Annotated in this window: 23 protein-coding genes and 1 pseudogene; 13 read left to right on the top strand and 11 right to left on the bottom strand. The window is 72.4% G+C overall.

Translation table 11 applies throughout. The annotated features are described in order from the left end of the window. Window positions 1-88 precede the first annotated feature (88 nt). Window positions 89-1,234, top strand: coding sequence for a molybdopterin-dependent oxidoreductase (locus AC5K6T_RS16425; protein ID WP_493209751.1), 1,146 nt, complete (start codon window positions 89-91; stop codon window positions 1,232-1,234). Then, window positions 1,231-1,632, top strand: a complete 402-nt coding sequence (locus tag AC5K6T_RS16420; RefSeq protein ID WP_493209749.1) for a hypothetical protein — start codon at window positions 1,231-1,233, stop codon at window positions 1,630-1,632. Before AC5K6T_RS16425 ends, AC5K6T_RS16420 begins: the two co-directional genes overlap by 4 nt. 157 nt (window positions 1,633-1,789) lie before the next feature. Here the strand turns inward: AC5K6T_RS16420 and AC5K6T_RS16415 are convergent, their stop codons facing one another. Next, window positions 1,790-2,218, bottom strand: a complete 429-nt coding sequence (locus AC5K6T_RS16415; protein ID WP_493209747.1) for an SRPBCC family protein — start codon at window positions 2,216-2,218, stop codon at window positions 1,790-1,792. A gap of 103 nt (window positions 2,219-2,321) precedes the next feature. Here AC5K6T_RS16415 and AC5K6T_RS16410 point away from each other — a divergent pair, with 103 nt between their 5' ends. Beyond that, window positions 2,322-2,633 (top strand): ArsR/SmtB family transcription factor, encoded by a 312-nt coding sequence (locus AC5K6T_RS16410; protein ID WP_493209745.1) that lies wholly within the window; start codon window positions 2,322-2,324, stop codon window positions 2,631-2,633. Next, on the top strand, window positions 2,630-3,103 hold the full coding sequence (locus AC5K6T_RS16405) for an SRPBCC family protein (protein WP_493209743.1): 474 nt from the start codon (window positions 2,630-2,632) through the stop codon (window positions 3,101-3,103). The genes AC5K6T_RS16410 and AC5K6T_RS16405 overlap by 4 nt, the downstream gene beginning before the upstream one ends. Before the next feature lie 271 nt (window positions 3,104-3,374). On the opposite strand, the pseudogene AC5K6T_RS16400 reads toward AC5K6T_RS16405, so the two are convergent. From AC5K6T_RS16400 to AC5K6T_RS16385, 4 genes and pseudogenes are all read right to left on the bottom strand, one after another. Then, window positions 3,375-4,017, bottom strand: a pseudogene (locus AC5K6T_RS16400) (DEAD/DEAH box helicase); the annotation flags it as partial. A 242-nt stretch (window positions 4,018-4,259) separates the two neighbouring features. Continuing rightward, window positions 4,260-4,466: a cold-shock protein gene (locus tag AC5K6T_RS16395; RefSeq protein WP_067116135.1), complete on the bottom strand. Its 207-nt coding sequence runs from the start codon at window positions 4,464-4,466 to the stop codon at window positions 4,260-4,262. Between the two features lie 595 nt (window positions 4,467-5,061). After that, window positions 5,062-5,496, bottom strand: coding sequence for a DUF5994 family protein (locus AC5K6T_RS16390; RefSeq protein WP_493209741.1), 435 nt, complete (start codon window positions 5,494-5,496; stop codon window positions 5,062-5,064). A 159-nt stretch (window positions 5,497-5,655) separates the two neighbouring features. After that, window positions 5,656-6,018 (bottom strand): hypothetical protein, encoded by a 363-nt coding sequence (locus AC5K6T_RS16385; RefSeq protein WP_493209739.1) that lies wholly within the window; start codon window positions 6,016-6,018, stop codon window positions 5,656-5,658. Window positions 6,019-6,940: 922 nt separating this feature from the next. Here AC5K6T_RS16385 and AC5K6T_RS16380 point away from each other — a divergent pair. Then, complete coding sequence (locus AC5K6T_RS16380) at window positions 6,941-7,429, top strand: GNAT family N-acetyltransferase (protein ID WP_493209737.1); 489 nt, start codon at window positions 6,941-6,943, stop codon at window positions 7,427-7,429. Between the two features lie 1,000 nt (window positions 7,430-8,429). Next, window positions 8,430-8,774: a MerR family transcriptional regulator gene (locus AC5K6T_RS16375; protein WP_493209736.1), complete on the top strand. Its 345-nt coding sequence runs from the start codon at window positions 8,430-8,432 to the stop codon at window positions 8,772-8,774. Here the strand turns inward: AC5K6T_RS16375 and AC5K6T_RS16370 are convergent. Next, window positions 8,753-9,496: a hypothetical protein gene (locus AC5K6T_RS16370; RefSeq protein WP_493209734.1), complete on the bottom strand. Its 744-nt coding sequence runs from the start codon at window positions 9,494-9,496 to the stop codon at window positions 8,753-8,755. The genes AC5K6T_RS16375 and AC5K6T_RS16370 overlap by 22 nt on opposite strands. A 665-nt stretch (window positions 9,497-10,161) precedes the next feature. Here AC5K6T_RS16370 and AC5K6T_RS16365 point away from each other — a divergent pair. The 4 genes from AC5K6T_RS16365 (at window position 10,162) to AC5K6T_RS16350 (ending at window position 14,860) form a co-directional block, all read left to right on the top strand. Next, window positions 10,162-11,667, top strand: a complete 1,506-nt coding sequence (locus tag AC5K6T_RS16365; RefSeq protein ID WP_493209733.1) for an MFS transporter — start codon at window positions 10,162-10,164, stop codon at window positions 11,665-11,667. Between the two features lie 227 nt (window positions 11,668-11,894). Then, window positions 11,895-12,548: a response regulator gene (locus tag AC5K6T_RS16360; protein ID WP_493209731.1), complete on the top strand. Its 654-nt coding sequence runs from the start codon at window positions 11,895-11,897 to the stop codon at window positions 12,546-12,548. 140 nt (window positions 12,549-12,688) lie between these two features. Further along, on the top strand, window positions 12,689-13,831 hold the full coding sequence (locus tag AC5K6T_RS16355; protein WP_493209729.1) for a sensor histidine kinase: 1,143 nt from the start codon (window positions 12,689-12,691) through the stop codon (window positions 13,829-13,831). Window positions 13,832-14,194: 363 nt separating this feature from the next. Continuing rightward, window positions 14,195-14,860 (top strand): esterase/lipase family protein, encoded by a 666-nt coding sequence (locus AC5K6T_RS16350; RefSeq protein WP_493209728.1) that lies wholly within the window; start codon window positions 14,195-14,197, stop codon window positions 14,858-14,860. 147 nt (window positions 14,861-15,007) lie between these two features. Here AC5K6T_RS16350 and AC5K6T_RS16345 read toward each other — a convergent pair whose 3' ends face one another. Further along, a complete protein-coding gene (locus AC5K6T_RS16345) occupies window positions 15,008-15,574 on the bottom strand; it encodes a TetR/AcrR family transcriptional regulator (RefSeq protein WP_493209726.1) in 567 nt (188 codons plus the stop codon). Window positions 15,575-15,660: 86 nt separating this feature from the next. Between AC5K6T_RS16345 and AC5K6T_RS16340 the strand changes: the two genes are divergently transcribed. Further along, window positions 15,661-16,122 (top strand): nuclear transport factor 2 family protein, encoded by a 462-nt coding sequence (locus AC5K6T_RS16340; RefSeq protein WP_493209724.1) that lies wholly within the window; start codon window positions 15,661-15,663, stop codon window positions 16,120-16,122. 69 nt (window positions 16,123-16,191) lie between these two features. On the opposite strand, the gene AC5K6T_RS16335 is transcribed toward AC5K6T_RS16340, so the two are convergent. Continuing rightward, window positions 16,192-17,397: an FAD-dependent oxidoreductase gene (locus AC5K6T_RS16335; protein ID WP_493209723.1), complete on the bottom strand. Its 1,206-nt coding sequence runs from the start codon at window positions 17,395-17,397 to the stop codon at window positions 16,192-16,194. After that, complete coding sequence (locus AC5K6T_RS16330; protein WP_493209721.1) at window positions 17,394-18,038, bottom strand: TetR/AcrR family transcriptional regulator; 645 nt, start codon at window positions 18,036-18,038, stop codon at window positions 17,394-17,396. Before AC5K6T_RS16330 ends, AC5K6T_RS16335 begins: the two co-directional genes overlap by 4 nt. A gap of 417 nt (window positions 18,039-18,455) precedes the next feature. Between AC5K6T_RS16330 and AC5K6T_RS16325 the strand changes: the two genes are divergently transcribed. Beyond that, window positions 18,456-19,313 carry a helix-turn-helix domain-containing protein gene (locus tag AC5K6T_RS16325; protein WP_493209719.1) on the top strand — a complete coding sequence of 286 codons (858 nt, stop codon included), beginning with the start codon at window positions 18,456-18,458 and terminating at the stop codon, window positions 19,311-19,313. 34 nt (window positions 19,314-19,347) lie between these two features. After that, entirely contained in the window at window positions 19,348-19,845 is a 498-nt protein-coding gene (locus AC5K6T_RS16320; protein ID WP_493209717.1) for a hypothetical protein, read from the top strand. Between the two features lie 16 nt (window positions 19,846-19,861). Here the strand turns inward: AC5K6T_RS16320 and AC5K6T_RS16315 are convergent, their stop codons facing one another. Beyond that, the gene (locus AC5K6T_RS16315) at window positions 19,862-20,344 is read right to left on the bottom strand and encodes a DUF397 domain-containing protein (protein ID WP_493209715.1); all 483 of its coding nucleotides are present in this window, start codon (window positions 20,342-20,344) and stop codon (window positions 19,862-19,864) included. Between the two features lie 554 nt (window positions 20,345-20,898). Further along, a complete protein-coding gene (locus tag AC5K6T_RS16310) occupies window positions 20,899-21,264 on the bottom strand; it encodes a CAP domain-containing protein (RefSeq protein ID WP_493209713.1) in 366 nt (121 codons plus the stop codon). Between the last annotated feature and the right edge of the window lie 682 nt (window positions 21,265-21,946).

Here is a 21,946-nt window from a genome sequence, read left to right as displayed (position 1 = left end):
CCCGGCCCGCACCGGCCCGGCGATGTCCTGGGCCGTCCCCGTTCCGTAAGGGGTTCAAGTATTCCGGTGCGGCCTGGCGCGGAGTGGGATGGGGGGTATGAAAACGCGTGTCCCTCTGCCGGTGTTCACCGGAAAGCTGCACGACGCCCGTACGGCGACCTCCATCGGCCGATGGCTGGGTGTGGCGTTCGCCATGTGCTTCGCCACGGGGCTGATCAGCCACTTCATGCAGCATCCGCCGGGCTGGGCGGCCGGCGGCGTCCCGAGCCGGCCGGTAGCGGGCTACCGGGTCACCCAGGGCCTGCACGTCGCCTCCGGGATCGCGGCGATTCCGCTCCTGCTGGCCAAGTTGTGGACGGTGTATCCGCGCCTGTTCGCGTGGCCGCCGCTGCGGTCGGTGCGGCATACGCTGGAACGGGCGTCGATCGCCGTGCTGGTCGCCGGGGCGGTCTTCGAGCTGGCGACCGGTCTGCTGAACACGGCGCAGTGGTACCCGTGGCCGTTCTCCTTCGTGCCGGTGCACTACGCGGTGGGATGGCTGGTGGCCGGGGCCCTCGTTCTCCATGTCGCGGTCAAGGCGCCGGAGATCCGCGCGCACTGGTCCCGGCGGTCGGCCGGGACTCTCGCCCTGCCGGCGCAGGACGGCCCCGACCGGCGGTCACTGCTGACCGCGCTCGGCGCGGCCGTGGGCGCCGTCACCCTCACCACGGCGGGGCAGTCCTTCACCCCTTTGAAGAACCTGATCCTCTTCGCGCCGCGGCATCCGGACCACGGCCCGCAGGCGCTGCCCGTCAACCGCACCGCGGCGGCGGCCGGAGTCGGCCGGATCGCCGACGAGGAGTACCGCCTGGTGGTGGCGGGCCCGCGGCCCTACACCCTGACGCTGGAGGAGTTGCGCGCCCTGCCCCAGCACGAGGTGGAGCTGCCGATCGCCTGCGTGGAGGGCTGGAGCAGGTCGGCGCGGTGGACCGGGGTGCGGATCGTCGACCTGCTGGATCGGGCGGGAGCGCCTCCGCAGGCGCAGGTGAGGGTGGTGTCGTTGCAACTGCGCGGTGGCTACCGGGTGTCGGAGATGGGGCACCAGCATGCCCGTGACCCGCTGACCTTGCTGGCCCTGCGCCTGAACGGGGAGGAACTCGCCCCGGACCACGGCTACCCGGCGCGGCTCATCGCCCCCAACCGTCCCGGCGTGCTGCAGACCAAGTGGGTGGGCCGGCTGGAGGTGCCGGCATGAAGGCGGCGCGTCTGTTCGCGGCGGCGGCCGGTGTGGCTCTCATGGGCGTCGGTGTGTCCTTGCTGGCCGACGTCCGCGACCTGAGCGGCGTACTGCTCTGGCTGGGTGGCGCGGTGGTGCTGCACGACGCGGTGATCGCGCCGTTCGTGCTGGTGGCCGGCCTGGTGGCGGTGCGCGGCGGTGCGCGCGGCGCGGTGCGCGGGGCGTTGCTGGTGGCGGGCGCGTTGACGGTGGTGGCACTGCCCGTGCTGCTGCGCCCGGGACCGCGGGCCAACGCCTCGGTGCTGCCTCTGGACTACGTGCGCAACTGGCTGTTCGCGCTGGCGGCCGTGGCCGTGGTGACGGCACTGGCGGTGGCCGTACGCGCACTCTCCCGCAGCCGCCGCCCACCGGCGTAGCGGCCGGGATCCCCGGCGTGGGCGGCGCGGGATCCGTGGCCTGCCGGGTGATGTCGTACTGCTCCCCTCCTGCCGGCCACGGCCGTCCGGGGCGCGCGACGCCCGGCGGCCCGGTCGCTCGGGGCGGCGATCACGGCCTCGGTCAGGACGTCGGCCTTCATCGGGGCTCTCGGACGGTGAAGAAGGGGTTCGCCCTGCCGGTCTCGGCGTACTCCTTCAGCCGCGTCATCAGCGTGCTCCAGGTCTCGGTGATCATGGAGATCTCCGGGTCGCCCTCCGGGAAGCCGGAGTGGGAGAACGCCACCCCGGTGCCCTCGGGCGTGCCGGTCAGATCCCAGGTGATGGTGGTGCCGGCCCAGTGCGGCGGGAAGGCGCCGACGCTCACCCAGGCGACGCGGGTCTCGTCGGCCCGGTCGCGGCGGAGCCGGAAGGGCTCGGGGACGGCGGGGAAGTTGAGGTACAGGACGTCGTCCTTGCGGTTCACGTCGTCGGTCCACCAGCCGGTGAGGCCGTCGTGGGTGTCCAGGGCCTCCAGGACGCGGGTCCGGTCGGCGGCGATGTCGATCTGGCAGGTGATCGCGGTCATGTCGTGCTCCTGATGATGTCCGGCCTCGCGGCCCTTGATTTAGTCCAGACTAAAATAAGGCCTCCCGGAACGGCAAGCTGCAGCCTGGACTAAAATTCGGGACATGGACGCGGTGCAGGTGGTCGCCGAACCGAGACGGCGCGAGATACTCCGGCTGGTCTGGGAGGACGAGCTGTCCGCGGGTGACATCGCCGCTCACTTCGACGTCACCTTCGGCGCCGTCTCCCAGCACCTCAAGGTGCTGCGGGACACCGGTCTCGTCACGCTGCGCAAGGACGGGACGAAGAGGTTCTACCAGGCTGACCGTGAGGCCCTCGGCCCGCTCGCCGACTACCTCCGGGCCATGTGGGGCACCAAGCTCGACACGCTGGCCCGGCTCGCCGAAGAGGCCGACCGGAAGGGGAATCCCTCATGACGCCTTCCCCGCTCCTTCCGCCCCCCTCGCCCGCCGCGGACGCCGTCACCCTCGAGCGCCGGATCGCCGCCCGCCCCGAGACCGTGTTCGCGTTCTTCACCGACCGCGAGAAGTGGCTGTCCTGGATGGGCGCAGACGGTACGTTCTCGTTCGAGCCGGGAGGCGCCTACCGCACCCGCGTCACCGCGGATCACGTCGCCTCCGGCCGCTTCCTCGTCGTCGACCCGCCCCGTCGGCTCGTCTTCACCTGGGGCTGGGAGGGCGGCTCCATGCCCGTTCCGCCCGGCTCCAGCACGGTGCAGATCACCCTCGAACCGACCGACGACGGCACCCTGCTCCGCCTGGTCCACAGCGGCCTGCCGTCCCCCGAGGCCCGCGCGGCGCACGAGGAGGGCTGGCGCCACTACATGACCCGCCTGGCCGTGCGCGCCGAGGGCGGCGACCCCGGCCCGGACGCCTCGACGCCCTAGCCTGTTCTGCCCCGGGTGGCGGCCCGGCCGCTCCTCCCACGGCCGGCGGCCCGGTTCCTGCGCTGCCGGCCGGCGGATCCTCCGCCCTCGGGCCGTCCTTCGACCGGTGAGGCGAGCACGACGGGCACCCCGGAGGGGGTCCGGGCGCCGGTGATGCGGTGCGGCTCGGCCTCGCCGGGGCGGATCCGCACGGTGCGCGGAGCGATTCCGGCGTCACCCGTCGGACGGTCCACCGCTGGCCGCTGGTGCGGCAGTACGAGGGTGACGACGAGGCCTCGTCCAGCACGGTGACGGCGACCTGGTCCAGCCGGCAGGCCCGCCGCCCGATGAGGTCCTTGAGGCGGCCGGGCGTCGCCGCGACGGCCTCGGCGCCGTCGCGCAGCGCACGCGCCCGGCGGCCTGTCGACCTGCCGCCCACCACGGCGGCCAGCCGCAGCCGTAGGGCACGGGCGTAGGGGGGAGCGCGTCGGTGACCTGCTGGCCAGTTCCCGGGTGGGGACGAGGACGAGGGCGAGCGGCTGCCGGGGCCGGGCCCGCTGTCCGTCCAGACGGGCCGGTACCGGCAGGCCGAAGGCGAGCGTCTTGCCCGAGCCCGTCCGGCCTCGGCCCGGAACGGGCCGGCCGGCCGGCGTGTTCGGCAGTGTGGCCGCCTGGATGGGGAAGGGCACGGTCACGCCCTCGGCGCCGAGCGCGGCCGACAGGCTTGCGGGTATGTCCAGTTCGGTGAACGTCTCGACCGCCGGCAGCGGCTCGGTGAGGGTGACCGGCAGGGCGAACTCCTGTCGGCGCGGGGCGGAGCGCGCGCCCTGGCCGGTCTGTCGTCCGGTACCCGGACGGGAACCCTGACGGCCCGTCGCCCGCGTACGGGGGCGGCTGCCGGAGGCGGTGCCGGTGTGACGCGGGGTGCGGTTCACGGAAGAACCTTCCTCGGCGCGGCGTATCGAGGAATTCCGTCCAGCGGCGATGACCGCACGAGGATTCGCAGGAATGAGCCGAGAAAAAAAGAACCGGTTCTCGTGGCGCTGGAGCGGGGACGGCCGACGGTCCGGAAAATCCGGAAAACGGGATAAACAATGAGCTGGGGCCCGTACCCCAAGAGCACGGGCCCCAGCCACATGATGTGCGAGCCACTGGCTCGCGACGATTCGCGTCCGCGTCAGGCGGGAACGATGTTCTCGGCCTGCGGGCCCTTCTGGCCCTGCGTGACGTCGAAGCTGACCTTCTGGCCTTCCTGAAGCTCGCGGAAGCCTCCGTTGCTGATGATGTTCGAGTAGTGGGCGAACACGTCAGCGCCGCCGCCATCCTGCTCGATGAAGCCGAAGCCCTTTTCCGCGTTGAACCACTTCACGGTGCCAGATGCCATATTGAATCTCCCTTTGGGGGTAGTGCCGGACTCCGCACCCTGCGGAGCCGAGTCGCCGCGATGATCACCCCTCCGGAAGGATCCGGAAAGCTCTGCAAATAGCCTCTGCAAAGAAAAGTCTCTGGCAACCAAAACTGCAACTGGTCTCACGTTAACACAGGCCGGATGGAGACGGTCGCGCGGTTTCGGGAGCGTCCGGTAAGGGTTCTCTGCGCCGGGGGTGTATTTCTGTAGTGGCGGGACCAGATATCTGCGCGGTGCTCGTCCGGATTCCGGCGTATTTCCCGGTTCAGGCGCAGAGCGTCATCGAGTCCGTCCGCGATGGAGACGATGCGGCACACGTCCCCGGCGGGGGTGCCCTGGCCGACAGGCTCACGGGCGCGGGCGGCGATGCGCGACCGAACGGCGGGAGCACCGGCGGTGGCCGCCTTCCGAACGCAGAGGGAGCGATCGGTCCGACTCCATCGACGGCCCGCGGGGGAGGGCAGGGGCGAAGAGTAGCGGCGCTGCGCCTTGTGTGGTCGACGGCTCGCAGGGGGAGGGGTGCACGGCGGGATGGCAGGGCCGGCCGTGGGGCCCCCGGGACCGGGGTGCCTCAGTCCGTCTCTCCTGCCGTGCTCCCGAGGCGATCGGTCTCGGCCAGGGCCAGCATGCGCGCGGCGGTCAGCGGGTTCTCGGGGTCGGCCGCAGCGGCCAGCAGCCGGGCGGCCGTTCCGGCCGGCTCGTCCGGCGGGACGACCAGGAGCACCCAGCGTCCCACGGAGCCGCAGTCCAGGGAGATGGCGTGCGTCCCGCCTCCGGGACCGGCCGGCTCCACGGCGATCACCCGGCCGGGGGCCATGACGGTGCGCGGGGCGCCGGGCCATTCGGCGGGGTCCACCGTGACCCGTACCGTCGTGTCCGGGTCGGGCTCCAACGAGTCCACCAGCGAGGGAAGTTCGAGCTCCAGCGCATCGCAGTGCGGCCACCAGGCCCCGTCCAGCGGGCCGTGGCTGACGTCCGGGGTCAGGGCCAGGCGAGGCGTGGGCATGAGGTACGTGTGCGCGTCGGCCGAGGTCGTGCCTTCGGCCGGTGTTCCGTCGGGTTCCATCGTGCGGTCCCGTCCCGGGAGCCGTCGGACGACTGCCCGTTTCGTCACTCGCCGGGAACGGCACCGCCGGTCGCGCTGCGCGAAAAGCTCTCGGTGCGGTCAGGTTACCTCTGGACGAGAAGAAGAGGGCGGGTCGGTCGTCCGGTGTGCCTCGTCCGGCTTCACCCGGTCCTCCTGTTCCTCCTGCTCCTCCTCTTCCTGCTCCTCCTCCAGTTCCTCCATCAGACGGATGCCCTGGTGAGTCAGCGAGACGGTGGCGGGGGTGTGGTGTGATGTCCAGTCCACGCTGATGAGGCCCTCGTCGGTCAGATAGGCGCAGGCGGCGGAGAGGTCCTCGTCGGGCAGGGCCAGCTCGGCGCGCAGCGCCGATCCACTGACGTCGGGGCGGTTGCGCTCGACGGCCCCGTAGAGGGACCGCAGGACCGCCTTCCGGTTGCTCTTGCGTTCGCGGAGTTTCGTCATGACTGTCGTTCTCCGGTTTGACGGCCGCGCGGGGACGGAGGCGACGGCGGATCCTCGGGCCGCTCGGATCCGGGTCGCGCCTCGTCGGCGTGTGTCTGTGTCCGGGTCTGCTCTGTCGAGGCGCCGGCCGTGAGCCAGGACTGTGCGGGCGCCGCCACTTCAGCCGTGTCGAGGCTGATGTGGAGCGGTGTCCCTCCGGCCCGGCCCGCGGGCCGGCTGTGCTGGTCGGTCCAGGCGGAGCGGCGTCGGAGCCCTGCGGCGACGCGCCGGGCGGCCTCCGGCGGCGCGGCCGCGATGCGGACCTCGGCGTGGCCTTCGGAGGGAAAGGGCTGGTGCTCCATGCGGACCTCCTGGAGGGTGAGGGTGCAGCCGCGACCGAGTCCGCTGTCCGACGCCCGTCGACGGTGCGGGCTGCGCCGCGCCACCACGGCCACCCCTCTTTGAAGGGTATGCCGGGCAAGGGAGCGCGTGTGCCGCGACCGTCCCCTCGCGGAAGACCGGTGTTCTCTCCCGGAACGGGCTGTCGCAGTTGCCGGGCCCGCCGCGCCACCGTGGCGGGCCCGGCGGGGGCACAGTGGAGGCGCCGAGGACATGCCGCGCACCGGCTCCGGGACCGGTGCCGCCCTTGGCGACCGGCGACGCCGGGCCGGCCCTGGTCCGCGCCCGGGGCAGGGTTCGCCCCAGGAGCGCGCACCTGCTCCTCCTGACGGCCTCGTGCCTCCCCGCGCCCCGGCCGGCACCGGGCAGGTCGCGCAGGCCGGGCCGGCCGATGCGGGAGCGGGCATCCTCGCCCCGCGAGGGTGAACGCATCCGGCCGTTGTCGCGCGGCCAGGTCGAGGACCGCCCGCAGGAGCGCCCGCTCCCAGGCCCGAGCAGCCGACCCGCTGCACGAAGGCGCGCACCGGTGCGGAATACTCTCCCGATGGGTTCACGCACTTCCCCGGTCAGTCAGCCGGTCACCATACGGAGGGCCGTCGCCCGGGATGCCGAACGGCTCACCCGGCTCGTGCGTGGCTCAGGCGCCTACCGGGGCAAGTACGCGGCCGCCGTGGCAGGCTACCGGGTCGGCCCCGACTACATCGAGACCCACCGCGCCTACGTGGCGGTCGGCGCCGACGAGCACGGCGGCCGGGTCCTCGGGTTCTACTCGCTCGTCCTCGCTCCGCCGGAGCTCGACCTGCTGTTCGTCGCCGACGCGGCGCAAGGACGGGGTATCGGACGCCTGCTCGTGGCGCACATGCAGTCCGAGGCCCGTGCCGCCGGGCTCGACCGCGTCACGGTCGTGGCGCACCTTCCCGCCGAGGACTTCTACCACCGGGTCGGTGCCGTACGGACCGGGACCGCCCTGGCGAACCCGCCCGCGGTCCTGTGGGACCGGCCCGAGTTCGAGTTCCGCATTCCTCCGGAATGACGCGGTGCGCCGGTTCGCCGGCCACCGGCTGCGCCTGCGGGCGCGCTCCGTGTGGGCGCCGTCGCCCGTGCCCCGGCGAGGGGATCGCCCGCGCCGGCGGCCGCTGACTCACCCGGGGCCGACGACCGTGGGCCCGACCCGACCGGTGATCAGCGGGCCGGTCACCTGTCACGTACGTGCCCGGCCCCGTCCGTGCAGCTGCGCCTGGTCGGCGGAGAGGCGGAGAGGCGGAGAGCACGGTCCGGGACACCGATCCCCGGCCGCCGGCACTCTGGCGAGCGGACCGCACCGGGTGGCCGGCACGGTCCGGAGACCATGAGGCCGTCCCACGGGGACTCACCTCGATCGAGAAACGGCCGGCAGGCGCGCCACGACGCGGATCCTGCCGGATGTCCGAGCCCGTCGCCGGCGTCGGCCGCAGGACACGCCGAAGGTGGTTCGTGCGCGGCTCGGGACGCCGTCGGGCGCCGCCGAGCACCGGGCCCGTCTCACCGGGGACCGCGGTACGGGAGGCGGGGACCGCCATGCGTGTGGGCACTCTTCCCGATGTGCCTGCGGCAGAAGCAGTCACGCACTCCATGGAGAAAAACTGTCATGGCAACAGTAGACATTCCCTCGTCGCAGGGTTAACGTTGTCCCCGTACCCAGAAGTCGAAGCGGGCACGGCAGACACGAACTGCCGTGCAGGTGGACCAGAAGGACACGGCCCCCAGCGGGGCTGTGAGCAGCACCCGCGGTATCCGCGTAATCGAAAGGTAAGGAGCAGGACGCCATCAGGATCACCCGGGCGAGGAAGCAGTCCGCCCGGGTAACGCAAGGCCCCGGATTGGAAGGTGGTCCCCGGTCACGCATTCACGATCCCCGCAACCCCGCCCTCCCAGGCGGCACCTGCGGAAGAACAAGGCCGGCGCAGCGCGCCGGTAGATGGTGTTGAAGGCTCGGGGCCCGGGTGCCGTACTGGCACCCGGGCCCCCCGACGCGTCCCCGAAAGAAGAGGTCTATGCCGCCTGCCGGTTCCCGTCCCGTCGGTCCTCTCGACGATGACGACTACCCCGCCTACACCATGGGCCGGGCCGCCGAGATGCTCGGCACCACCCCTGCCTTCCTCCGTGCCCTCGGGGAACACCGCCTGATCACCCCGCTGCGCTCCGGCGGCGGTCATCGCCGCTACTCCCGGTACCAGCTGCGCATCGCCGCCCGTGCCCGCGAACTCGTCGACCAGGGCACCGCCATAGAGGCCGCCTGCCGCATCGTCATCCTCGAAGACCAGCTCGAAGAGGCGCAGCGCATCAACGAGCAACTGCGCGCCGAGGGCGGCAGGCCTCAGCCGAAGACGTCAATCTGATCAGAACGCCCGGCCCCGGGGCGACCGGCCTCGGAGGAAGGCCCCGCCTTCGCGGCGGCCCGGTCCGCCGGGGCGCGCGTGCGGCTGCGGACCCGGACCATGACCGCGACGAACAGGCCCACCACCAGCACGGCGGCGGCCGCCGTCGCGGCCAGGACCGTGGCTCCGCTGCTGCTCGGGAGGAACTTCCAGTCGTCGATCACCAGCAGCGCGACGAAGGCGAGACCGGCGGCCAGGCCGACACCGAGTGACCGGACAGCCGTGCGGCAGCCCTGGTCGCCGGGGCGTGCCCGGAGCGCCCGCCTCAGCGCGAGCGTCCACAGCGCGGCCGTCGCCGCGCACATCACCGTCAGGAACACCGCGTGGTACACGCCGGCCGCGTTGAAGTGGTGTGGCTGCGGATGCGCCCACGTGAGTTCGTGGGCACCGTCCCGCAGCCGGACCAGCTGGGTCAGGGCTCCGACCGTGCCGCCCGCGACCGCCGCCGCGACCGCGTGCGGGCCCTCCCGGGCGGCCGCGGGGAGGCGGGCGAGGGCGAGGACCAGCGCCCCCGTCATGACCGGCAGAGCCAGACCGTCGCCCCAGGTCTCGCAGAGGTCCGTGAACATCGTCGGCAGCGACGGGTCCCTCCACATCACCAGATGGAAGACGAACAGGGCACCGAAACCGGTCACCAGCACGGCGAGCCCGGCGGCCACGGCCCGCAGCATCGCAGTGGACATGGGCTTCATCGGCCTGCACACCTCACAGGTGGACGTACTCGGACTCTCGGGCGGCGCGGCGAGAATGCCTGCCGGGCGCCGTGACGGGGCGAACGCCGCCTGCCACGGCACCGGATGCCGACTCCACGGTGGCCCACCACGCCGCTGCCCCGCTGCCACCGACCGGGGGGTGCGCGGGTGGACGTGCCCGTCCCTCGGCCGGGGGACGGGGCCGCCGGCTGCCGAGCACCGGAACCCGGATGGCCCCGGCAGGCAGACGGCGCGACAGGCGGGCCGGGGCCGGGACACGCCGGAGGCGCTCGGGGCGCCACCGGGCTCCGTCGCCGGGCACACGCTGCTCTCACGGGTCCGGAGTCCTCCGGTCGGCGGACGGCCGTTCCACCGGCGAACCGGCCGATGGGGCGGTGCGGGAGACCGGCCGCACGCGCGAGCCTGGAGCGGCAGCCGTCCGAGAGCCCCGGGGAGGCGCGCCGGCTGCAGTCGCCGGGCCCGGCGTCCGGCGGCCGTACCAAGAACCAGGCGTTCCTGGCAGTTCCGGGCAGCTCCGGGCAGTTCCGGGCCGTGTGCCCGGCCGGGACGGGGCGCCGGAGGGCCGACCGTCCCTCCTGGGGGTGCAGGACGCGGGAGGTCCGCAACCCGTTTTGGACGATCTGAGGAGACACGGCATGAACCGGCCCGACCGGTCGCTCCCCGCGGCCATGGCCTCAGCCGCCCTCCGGTCCGGGCGAGGACCGGCGCTGCGGCCCGGGCCGGCCTCGCTGCGGACGGTGCTCGCCCTGCTGACCGCCGCGCAGTTCCTGGTGACGTTCAGCGCGGCGAACATCAACATCGTTCTGCCGGCCATCGGCGAGGCCATGCACCTGTCGCCCGTGGACCTGTCCTGGGTGGTCTCCGCGTATGTGCTGGCCGTCGCCGCGCTGCTCCTGCCGGCCGGAGCGGCCATGGGCATGACCGGTCGGCGCAGGCTTCTCCTGACCGGGCTGGCCGTGCTGGGCGGCGCGTCCGTCATGGCCGGTCTGGCCGAGGGCACCGGTACGCTCGTCACGGCGCGGGCACTGCAGGGAGCCGGGGTCGCGCTGGTGGAGCCCGCGGTGCTCTGCCTGGTCCTGACCCTCTTCCCCGGGCCGCTCCGGAGCCGGGCCCTGGGGACCGTGGGAGCGGCGGCCGCACTCGGCGGCGGGACAGGAGTGCTGGCGGGTGGGCTGGCCACCGAAGCCGTGGGCTGGCGGGGGATCTTCCACGTCACGGCGTCCCTGGCTCTGCTCCTCGCCCTGGTGTGTCTGCGGGGTGTTCCGGCCGACGCCGAGAAGGTCCGCAGCCCGTCCCGCCGGGAGATGAAGGCCGCCGCCCTGATGCCGGTCGGGCTGCTCCTTGTCGCCTACGGGATGACCGAGGCCGGGCGCTCCGGGTGGACGCACCCCGAGGTACCGGTGTCCCTGGGGACCGGAGCCGCGCTGCTCGCGGCGTTCGCCGCCGGGGAGAGGCGCAGCGACCGGCCGCTGCTGCCGCTCCGTGTGTTCACCACGGGACTCACGGGTCTCGCCAACATCGGCATGGCCGTCCTGGGCATGGTGGTCACGGGGATGTTCTTCTTCCTCTCCCTGTACCAGCAGCAGATCCTCGGTGACGGCCCCAGGACCGCCGCGCTGTGCCAGGTGCCCCTCTCGGTGGCCGGCGTCCTCGGCTGCACGCTGGCGCCCCGGCTGGCGCGGCGCACGGGTCCGCGCACGGCCCTGGGCCTGGGCCTGGCCGCGCTGACCGCGGGACTGCTGTGGCTCGGGCGAGTGCCGGGGGAGGGGACCTTCGTGCAGGAGGCCCTGGCACCGTCACTCCTGATCGGCGCCGGGCTGGGCATCTCGTTCGTGCAGCTCACCCACGCGGCCACGGCCGGGATACCGCACCAGGACTCGGGACCGGCCAGCGGACTGGTGACCACCGCCAGAATGACCGGAGGCGTGTTCGGCCTCGCCCTGCTGACCGGTCTGGCCGCATCCACGACCGCCGGGGCCGACCCTCTCGCCTCCGAGGTCCGGGCCCTGCACGAGGGCTACCGGGCGACGTTCACGGTGCTCGGTCTGATCGTCCTGGCAACCGCGCTGCTCTTTCTCGCCGCGTTCGCCCGCCGCGGGCGAACCCCGCAGGGAACCGCCCAGGAGAGCCGAGCGCCGTAGACCGTCCCTCCCGTCCGGCGGTCGAGCGTCCCTCCGTCCGGCGGTCGAGCCGTCTCTCCCGCCCGGCGGGCGATCGGCCGGACCTGCCGTCGGAGCGCCGCGGCCGGTGCGGATGCCCGGACACGACGGACCCCGCTCGTGTGGACCACGGCCCGCGGGCCGCAGGACAATGGGCTCGGGCACCGCGATCCCCGGCGGGCCCACAGGCGGACAGAACGGTGGGCCGCATGCGCACACACGAGACCCGCGTACGCGTCGTCGTTGCCGACGACCACCCGATATACCGCGAGGGCGTCGTCCGCGCGCTGGGGGAGAGCGGGCTGGTCGAGGTCGTGGCCGAAGCGGGGGACGGGGCGCAGACCCTGGAGCACCTCCGCGCCGACGAGCCCGATGTGGCGCTCGTGGACTACGCGCTGCCGAAGCTGGACGGTCTCGCCGTGCTCCATGCCGTGGCCAGGGACGGTCTGCCGGTGCGGGTGATCATCCTTTCCGCGCACACGGAGGACTCCGTGGTGTTCCGCGCCGTCGGGGAGGGTGCCGCCGGCTATCTCGCCAAGGACGCCACACGACGCGAGATCGTCGACGCCGTGCTGCGGGTCTCCCGGGGCGGGACGGCGCTTCCACCGGACCTCACCAGCGGCCTGATGAACCAGGTCCGGCTCCGCGCCGCCGCCGGAGAGGACCAGGTGCAGCTCAGCGAGCGCGAGCTGCAGGTGCTGCGAGGCTTCGCCGAGGGCAAGAGCGTCCCCCGGATCGCCGAGGAACTGTTCCTCGCCCCCAGCACCGTCAAGACCCACACCCAGCGGCTCTACGAGAAACTCGACGTCGGCGACCGGGCCGCCGCGGTGGCCGAGGCGATGCGCCGCGGGCTTCTGGAATGACCCGGGACCCTCCGGCGGACCACGCGGACCGGTTGATCCCGGAAGGCGCACGATCCCGTCGGACGCCCGGACGCGGCGCCCCCACCGCCCGCTCCGTCGCGGATGCGCACGACCTCGACGCGACACGGTCCCAGACTCTGGTGCGCCTGCTCATCCTGGCTCTGCTGGTCGTGCAACTCGTCCTGTTCCCCCCGCTCGAGAACGAGAACGCCTGCAGAGCGCTGGTCGCGGGCTACGCGTTGTGGGCGCTGTTCCTGGCGTGGGCGGCCTGGCGTGGCGGCCGTTCGCCGTCGCGCTCCTGGCGTCTGCTGCTGCTCGACCTGGTCGTCCTCGGGGCGCTGCTGGCGACGGCGCAGGGGTTCGACACCCCGTCCGGCATCCGGCCCCTGGTCGACGACGCCTTCTTCCTCATCCCCGTGCTCGCCGCCTTTCAGACGTCGCCACGGGTGACGGCCTCGATGACCGGTGCCTCCGCCATCGCCTACCTCCTCGCCGTGCAGGGCGCCGGCACGGGCGACGGATGGGGGCGCACACTCCTGCTCCTGCTCAGCCTGCTGCTGCTCGGAGGCGTCTGCACCGCACTCACCCGGATCCAGCAGGACCGGGTGAGGAGCGTGGGGGTGCTCCTGGAACGGAGCCGCGCACTGCTGGGGCAGGCCGTTGACGCCGAGGAACGTGAGCGCCGCAACCTCGCGGAGGCACTGCACGACGAAGCCCTGCAGGACGTGCTCGCCGCACGCCAGGATGTGGACGAGGCCCGTGAGCCCGGCCACGGGGCAGCGCTGGACCGCGCCGACCGGGCGCTCGGGGAGGCCGCGCGCAGGATGCGCTCGGTCGTCGGGGAACTGCACCCGGCGGTCCTCGAACAGCGGGGCCTGTCGGAAGCGGTGCGGAGCCTTGCCGACAGCGCGGCGCAGCGCGGCGGCTTCGACGTCCGGATCCACTGCCGGCCCGTACCGCCCTCCCCCGTCGAGCCCCTCGCCTTCGCCGCGGCGCGGGAACTCCTCGGCAACGTCGTCAAGCACGCGGAGGCGCTGAACGTCGAGGTACGTCTGGAGGTCCGGGACGGACTCCTGCACCTGCTGGTGGCCGACGACGGGCGCGGACTGCCGCCGCGGGCCCTGGACGAGAGCGTGCGCGGCGCCCACATCGGCCTCGCCTCCCTGCGGGTCAGGGTCGAGACGGCGGGAGGACGCCTCCTGCTGCAACCGCGGATCCCGGCCGGGACCACGGCGACCGTGGAACTGCCGTTCCAGCCGGCCGGCCCGTCCGGAGGCGACTGACGGCACCGTGTCCCGGCCGGCCGGGACACGCCGGCCCGCCGGACCCGCGTGTGCGAGAGCTGTGAACCGGCGTCGCTCGCCGGGCACTTGCGCTGCCGGGCGAGGACGGCATGCGCCGCTGCGCGGCCATGTCCCGATGAAACGTGACAGGTGCCGCCGAACCGCTCGCCGCCAGGGCGGCCCATCCCTGACGCACAGTCACCCGCGGTTGCACGTTACCTGATTGAAACTTGTTGCTACCTAGCGGTAACAAAACAGGCCGTGCCACATTCACGTGCGTCACCGGCCGGTGCGCTCCCCCACTGTTCAGCCAGAGCCAGAGCTCCCCATGCTCTCGCCTGGCCGAGTTCCGGAGAGGTCCCCATGAGACGCTCTGTCCGCACCGCCGCTCTCGCCGCCCTGGTCGTGGCGCCGCTGGTCACCGTGCCGCAGGCGCACGCCGCAAGCCGCAACCCCGTCATCTTCGTACACGGCCTGAGCAGTTCGGCGAGCACGTGGAACACCTGGGTCGCCAAGTTCAAGGCCGACGGCTACTCGGACTCGGAACTGTTCACCTGGTCCTACAACTGGAAGCAGTCCAACAAGACGACCGCGGGCCAGCTCGCGACCAAGGTGCAGCAGGTGCTCGCCGCGACCGGCGCCACGAAGGTCGACATCGTTGCCCACTCGATGGGCACCCTCGGTTCCCGCTGGTACCTGAAGTACGGCGGAGGCACCTCCACCGTGGACGACTTCGTGTCCGTGGCAGGCGTCAACCACGGCACCGATCTCGCACTGTTCTGCGCCTTCTACACCTCGTGCAAGGAGATGGTCGCGGGCAGCTCCTTCCTCAAGACGCTCAACTCCGGCGACGAGACACCCGGCGGCGTCGGCTACGCCACTCTCTGGTCGACGTGCGACGCCATGATCAATCCGGACGAGTCGGCGAAACTGGCCGGGGCGGTCAACACGTCCGTGGGATGCAAGACGCACAACGCCATGAACGACGACTCCGGCAACTACGCCAAGGTCCGGGACTTCATCGCCTGACGGTCCGGTCCGCCTGCGGGCAGGCCCTCTGCGCAGGAGGCTCCTGCCCGCTTGCGGCCCGGCCGCCGTACCCCCGGAGGGGGCGTGACCGAGGCCGCGGCGCCCACGTCGCCGCCGTGGAACCCCCGACGCGCGCGCCGGGGACCGTCAGGGCGTCCCGAGCAGCGTGGCGACGGCCGCGCGTGCGTGACGGGCCGGGGCGGGGTCGCCGGTGATGCCGGCGGTCACGATGGCCCCCTCGGCGAGCAGGAGGACGGGTTCGGCCGCCGGCGCCCCGGCGGCGTGCGCCCACTCGGTGATCTGGTCGTGGAACGCCTGCTTGTGTGACCGGACCTCGGCGAGGACGGCCGGGGACGACGAGCCGAGTTCGCCGTGGGCGTTGACCCAGGCGCAGCCGCGGAAACCGGGCTCTGCGAACCACTCGGCGAGCCAGTCGAAGACCGCGAGGACCCGCTCGCGAGGATCCGCGAACTGCTCCACGCGGGCGGCCAGGCTGCCCCGCCACCGCTGGTCGCGACGTTGGAGCATCGCGACGACGAGGTCTTCCTTGGTGGCGAAGAGCCGGTAGATCCGCTTGAGGGGCAGACCGGACGCGGCGCGGATCCCGTCCATGCCGACTGCCTGGATTCCCCGCTCGTAGAACAGCCTCTCCGCCGCGTCGAGCAGGGCTGCGCGGTCCAGGCGGGTCTGTTCCTCGGTGATCGCGGACGGCATCCGGGGCTCCTTGACGTCGAGAACGGTCGTTCTCTATCTTAGCCCCACCGATAGAGAACGACCGTTCTCGACGTGAGGAGACCGTGATGCCCGATGTCCGTCCGCCCTGTCCGCCGTTCACGCGGGAGACGGCCCTGCAGAAGGTGCAGGCGGCTGAGGACGCGTGGAACACCCGCGATGCCCAGCGCGTGGCGCTGGCCTACACGCCGGACTCGCGGTGGCGGAACCGGGACACCTTCGTCAGCGGCCGCGAGGAGATCGTCGCCTTCCTGACCCGGAAGTGGGAGCGCGAACTCGACTACGCGCTGCGCAAGAGCCTGTGGGCGTTCCACGAGAACCGGATCGCCGTCCGGTTCCAGTACGAGTGGCGCGACGCGGCAGGCCGGTGCTGGCGCAGCTACGGCAACGAACTGTGGGAGTTCGACGAGCACGGCCTCATGCGGAGCCGTGAGGCGAGCATCAACGACGTCGCCATCGCCGGAACCGACAGGCGCATCCACGGCCCCCGCCCCAGGGGCGAGTACGGGATCGACATCCCGCTGCGGTAGCCCCCCGGCCGCGTCCCCCGCCACGGTGTGTGTGGGCCGGGCGGACACGCGGCCTGCGTGTGAAGCCGGTCAGGCCCTGCCGCCGGCGCCGGTCCGGCCGGCGGCGGAGGTCTCGTGGGCCAGGACGGCGGGCTTGCCGGACAGGGAGCGGGCCATGAGCCGTCCGATGCCGGGCAGTCCGGACAGGCGCATGGCCGTGCGGCGGACGCGCAGACGTGTGGCGGACGCGGGCAGGAACCACTCGGCGGCCGCGCGGCCGGCCTCCTGCTTGTCCTCGGCCACGGGGCGCCAGCGTTCCTCGTAGGCGGCGAGTCCCGCTTCCACGGAGGCTGCCCCGGCGAGTTCCTCGGCCAGTACGTACGCCCCCGAGACCCCGAGCGAGGCGCCCTGGCCGGCGAGCAGCGACACGGCGTAGGCGGCGTCGCCGACCAGCACGGTGCGGCCCCGGCTCCAGCGGTCCGTCACGATCTGCGCGACCTGGTCGTAGTACACCTCGTCGGAGGGCGGGCACTTGGCCAGGGCACGCGGGACCAGCCAGCCGAGGCCCGCGTAGGCGTGGCGGACCGCCTCACGGGCGTCCGGGGGGAGTTGGCCGCTGCCGGCCCGGTGGACGCCGAAGGCGGCGACTCTCCCGTCGCGCAGACCGTACAGGCCCATCTGGCGGTCGACGGTGTCCGTCAGGCACAGGCGGCCCTGCACCTGTTCGAAGGTCTCCGGGTCGTCGAAGACGTAGGCGGCCGTGTGGAATCCCCGGTACTTGAGGAAGCCGCTCTCGTCGCCGAGGAGGAGGCGGCGCACGGTGGAGTGCACGCCGTCGGCGCCGGCCAGCAGGTCGGCGTGTTCGACGAGGCCGTCGGCGAGCGTCACCCGCACTCCGTCGGGGCCGTTCTCGACGCCCGTGGGCCCGGTACCGAACCGGAGGTCCACGCGGGGCGGGAGCGTCTCTCGCAGCACCTGCTCCAGGTCCGGCCGCATGATGCTCATCAGCCGCCCGCCGAGGGCCCGCGAGAACTGGGTGTAGTCCAGGCCCGCACGGCGGTGGCCGTGCTCGTCGACGAAGGTCGCCTCGTCGATCCGGTAGGCCAGTTCCTCCAGGCGGGGGAGGAGGCCCATGGCCTCGACGGCGTCGTAGCCCGGCCCGAAGAAGTCCACCATGTAGCCCTGGGTCCGGGGCCCGGGGGCCTTCTCCAGCACCACCACCTCCCAGCCGAGGGCGTCCAGCCGGTGCGCGAGGGTGAGCCCCGCGATGCCCGCCCCGCAGATCAGCGCCTTCATGCCGTATCACCTGCTTCCCCGGCGGACAGTCCTCCGCCGTAGATGGCCAGTACCTCCGGCGCCCAGCGTGCGAGACCGGCCGCGGAGAGCGGATCGGTCCCGAGGACCTCGGTCAGCCGCGGACGCAGCAGCAGCAGCGCGAGATCGTTGACGAGCAGGAACGCGGCGCGGACCTGCGGATCGTGGCCGCGCGCGGCCAGTCCCGCCTGCTCCATCTGCTCCAGGGTGCGCAGGCTGAGGTCGTGGAGGCGGCGGAACAGCATCCGGCCGGCCTCCGAGTCCGACAGCAGCATCCGCCCCAGGTAGCCGGGGACCGGTGAGTCCTCGGGCAGATGCCGCAGCACCGCCTCACCGAGCGAGCGGGCCTCGCCCGCCGCCGGCCCGTCCGCTTCGGGGGCCGGCCCGGCCAACTCGGCGAGGACCGACTCGAAGACGGCCAGTACATGCCGGTCGACCTCCTGGCGCAGTCCCTCCTTCGAGCCGAAGTGGTGCAGCACGAGCCCCGGCGACACCCCCGCGGCGTGGGCGATCTGTCGCACGGACACCGCGTCGGGCCCCGACTCCGCGAAGAGCCGCAGCGCCTCGTCCCGCAGTACGGCCCGACTGGTCCGGTCGTCACCACGTGTCATTGCTGAACGCATGTTCAGAACCTTAAACGATTGTTCAGCCCGAAGGCAAGCGGCATGTGCCGGCGGCGGGCGGTACCGACGGCGGACGGCCTGGGTGCGGCGTGGATGCCTGCCCTGCTGCGCGGCCGACCGGGTGCTTCGGTGTGGCGAGGACCGTTGGTCCGGGCCCTGTTGCCGATGGCCGGTGTCCCTGTGCGGTGGTCTCTGCGACGATGGTTGCTCGACATGGGCGTTGCGATGCTCCCGACCAGAGAGGCTCGGAGAGCGGTGGGCGAGACGCCTCCACCGTCCGGTGTCGCAGTCATGTATGTGCGAAACGCCATGTGTCATACTGCGCATGACGTTTCGTCATGCTCGCCTCGCCGAGGGCGTTTCGGCAGAGGGGGGTGGCGAGAAAGCGGCGATTGCCTCAATGGAGGAGCATCTGACGTGGCTACGAACGACCCTGCGCTCAATCGGCGCATTCTGCGGGAAGCCCTGCGTGAAGCCCGCGTGGAGGCCGGACTGACCCAGCGTGAGGTGGCTGACGCGCTGGAATGGTCCCTGTCGAAGATCATCCGCATCGAGGCCGCCACGGTCAGCCTCTCGGTGACCGACCTGCGTGCGATGCTCCAGGTCTACCGGATCGAGGACGCGGCCAGGGTGACGGAGCTGGAGTACGCCGCCCGCAACAGCAAGGGCAGCAGCTGGTGGGCGGAGTTCAGCGACCTGATCAAGCCTCAGTTCGCCCAGCTGCTGAGCTACGAGGGGGTGGCCTCGGAGATCCTGGTCTACAGCCCGGTGGTGATCTCCGGCCTGGTCCACACCTACGACTACGCCATGGCCCTGCTCACGGCGGAGACCACCGAGGAGCTCGCCCGGCGTAGCGCCGACCTGCGCATGAAGCGCTATGAGAGGAACTTCGAGACCGACAAGGGGCCGCTGATCCGGCTGAACGTGGACGAGGCGACCCTGGTGCGCCAGATCGGGACGCCGGCCGTGATGCGCAACCAGCTGCGTCATCTGAAGGAGGTCGCGGCCAACCCCAGGGTCGACCTGACGGTCCTGCCGCTCACGGCGGGCGCCCACTACAGCACGCAGAGCAGTTTCACGCTGTTGAGCTTCAAGGGTGCCGACAACGACCTGCTGTACCAGGAGGCGTCGGTCGGGCTGACGGCAAGCAGTGACGAACTCGAGCACATCGCCCGCTACCGGGAGTGCTTCGAGGACATCGTCGGCCGGTCGGCGCAGGGCGAGGAGGCGGTGGCAGTGATCGACACCGCACTGGAGCGCTTCGCCGCGGGCTGAGGTGCTGCGGCGCTTAGGGGCAAGGAGATGCCTGATGGCGGACTGGCGACAGGTGTGGCAATCCATCCTGGATGCCCTGCGAGCGCCGCCCTCCGACGAGGCTGGGACGGAGAATGCGGAAGTTGCCGCCCTTTCCCACGACTTGGCGGCCGCCGCCGACCCCGAAGTGGCTCAGCGATTCGAGCAGCTGAGCACGAGACGGCACGAGCGGGAGATAGAGCGACTGGGACAGATGGGGCACCAGCAGCGTCAACGGATGTGGGTGATCGTCAAATGCGGGGCCACGAGCTGCCTGGTTGTCACCGTCTGTCTCATCGCGCTGGGCGGCGGCCTCCATCTGGTGATGCGGGCCGGCGACGGACTCGAGATATCCGTCCCGTCCTGGGCCGTGACGGCGGGGAGCTACGTGGCGAACGTCCTGACCACGGGCGCGACGGTGGCCGTGTCCGCCGGCGTGATGTCGTTCGTGCGTCGACGCCGTGCCCGGGTCGGCGGGGAGCCCAGGACGGACTCGGACTGCGGTACGCGATGAACCCCCTGAGCCAGGATCAGGCGGTCCTCCGCGAAACTGTCGCCCGCCAGGCGCCGGACGCGGCGGAGACCGCGAACATGACCGCGAACCAGGCGACACGCTTGGCCGTCGAGTCCTCGACGAGGGCCGAGGCTCCGGCGCCGGCCGCGGTGGCGACGGCACCGGAGGCAAGGCAGTAGGCCAGAATGCCGATCCGGCGGGGATGCCATCCTTTCGGACCGTGTCCCGACGCGACGGGCGCTCGTGCGGGGCCGCCGGATCCGGGAAGGCTCACTGTCCTCACCTCTGCGTGCTCAGGCTGACGGGACGCGTCGACGGACTGCCGGGCCTGGGTTCTGAGTGACGCGACGAAGGCGCACCAGGGGTGCTCGGAGAAGTCGAGCACGGCGAAGCGTCCTTTGGTGTCGCGCACCGACACCTGTATCGCGTCGTACGCCACCTCGACGCAGCCACCGACCCTCTCGCTGTACGTGCTCTTTCGCCACTCGAATCCACCCACAGTTGACGTCCTCCCCCGAGACTGCCGGACGCGTGGGCGGAACACCACAGCTGTACCCTAGAGCACGCCTGCCCCCGCCCGCACAGGTGCGGACCACATGTCCCCGTCCGGACAGCGCCCCACGTGAACACCTTCCGCTTCCGCGTGAGTCTCCAGCGTGGCACGGGCGGAAGAGGTCCGAAAACCCCCGTTTTCGACTAAGAGGCCCGAGGCCAGGCGGGTCGGGCGGCCATCCGGCACCTGCGGACTGCCGGTGTCGGAACTCCGGTGGCCAAGCGCTGTGCGCAACTCGCCACCGTCACCGGAGTCCCGTGGCGCGAGCCGGGGCCCGTCTCACTCTCCCTCCGTATCGTGCGGAGAGAACCGCCCGCCGCCGGGCGGCCGTTCGTACGGCAGTAGGAGAATCGTTCTGCGGGTGGAGGCGCGGACGGCCGGGCCTCACCGGGACGGCGCCACGGACAAGGCGAGTTCCTCGTGCGGAACCTCGGTTGCGGCCGAGGCCGCCCCGTTCGCCGGACCCGTCGGCGAACGGACCGCGCTGCGGCGGCGCGGGATCACCCGCCGACGCCGAAGTTCTGCACCCACCAGGGCCCGCTGGCGCTGAGGTTCACACCGACGCCCACGTCCTCGAATCCGCAGTCGAGTATGTTGCCGCGATGGCCGGAGCTGTTCATCCAGTCCCGCATGGCGGTACTTGCGTCCTTCGGCCCCTTGTGGATGTTCTCGCCCCACTTGCGCCAGTCGTAGCCCGCCGCTGCCATCCGGTCGCCGGCGTTCTTCCCCTCCGGGTTGGTGTGCTCGTAGTAGCCGCGGGCAGCCATGTCGTCGGCGTGCGCCTGCGCGGCCGTCTGGAGGCGGCGATCGACACGCAGCGGTGCACAACCCGCCTCGGCGCGCTCCTGGTTGACGAGGTCGGTCACCGTCCGGGCGAGAGCGGCCGCGGTGCCGGTGGCCGGACCGTCGGGGCCAGGTGCGCTGGTGGTGGGCGCAGGACGCGTGGTGGCGGTGCGGTTCCCCGCGCGCGACGGGCTCGCCGGACCAGCCGTGGCCCGGTGCGATCCGGGCCGCGTGGAGCGGTCCCCTGCTCCGGCCGTCGTCGGTGGCGCGGACGGCGAGGCGGGCGCCGATGCCGGGAGCGATGGAGTGGGGGATGCGGATCGTGTGGGACGACGCGAGGCGGCCGCCTCGGATCCGCCAACCGCTTCCGCGGCCTTGGGGGTCGCGGAGGCGCTCTGCGCCGAGGCCTGCCGGTCCTCGCCGTTTCCGAGGGTGCTCAGCGCGTAGCCGGCACCCACGGTGAGTACGCAGGCGGTTGCCGCGACGACGGCGAGAAGACCGCGCCGGGCGCCGTTCCCTCGCCTGCCGCGGACGCGCGTGTGAGCACGTGCACGCCGACGGCCTCCCCCGCCCCTTCGAGCCCTTCGGTCCGGTGCCCGGCCGGCCGTCGCACGGGGAACGGCTGTCTGTGCCGTGATGTCCTCCTCCTGTGGGGAAAGGGGCTGGGTGTCTCCCTCTCCTCGAACGTGGCGAGAATCACGTCGGCGCATGGTCGCTCCGCTCTCTCGGTCCTTCGCCGGGCGTTCCGGCACACAGGAGAGCGGC

The sequence above is a fragment of the Streptomyces sp. B8-7 genome, from assembly GCF_058833805.1.
The sequence above is the reverse complement of the archived record's forward strand: the minus strand, read 5'-3'. Positions and strand labels throughout refer to the sequence as shown.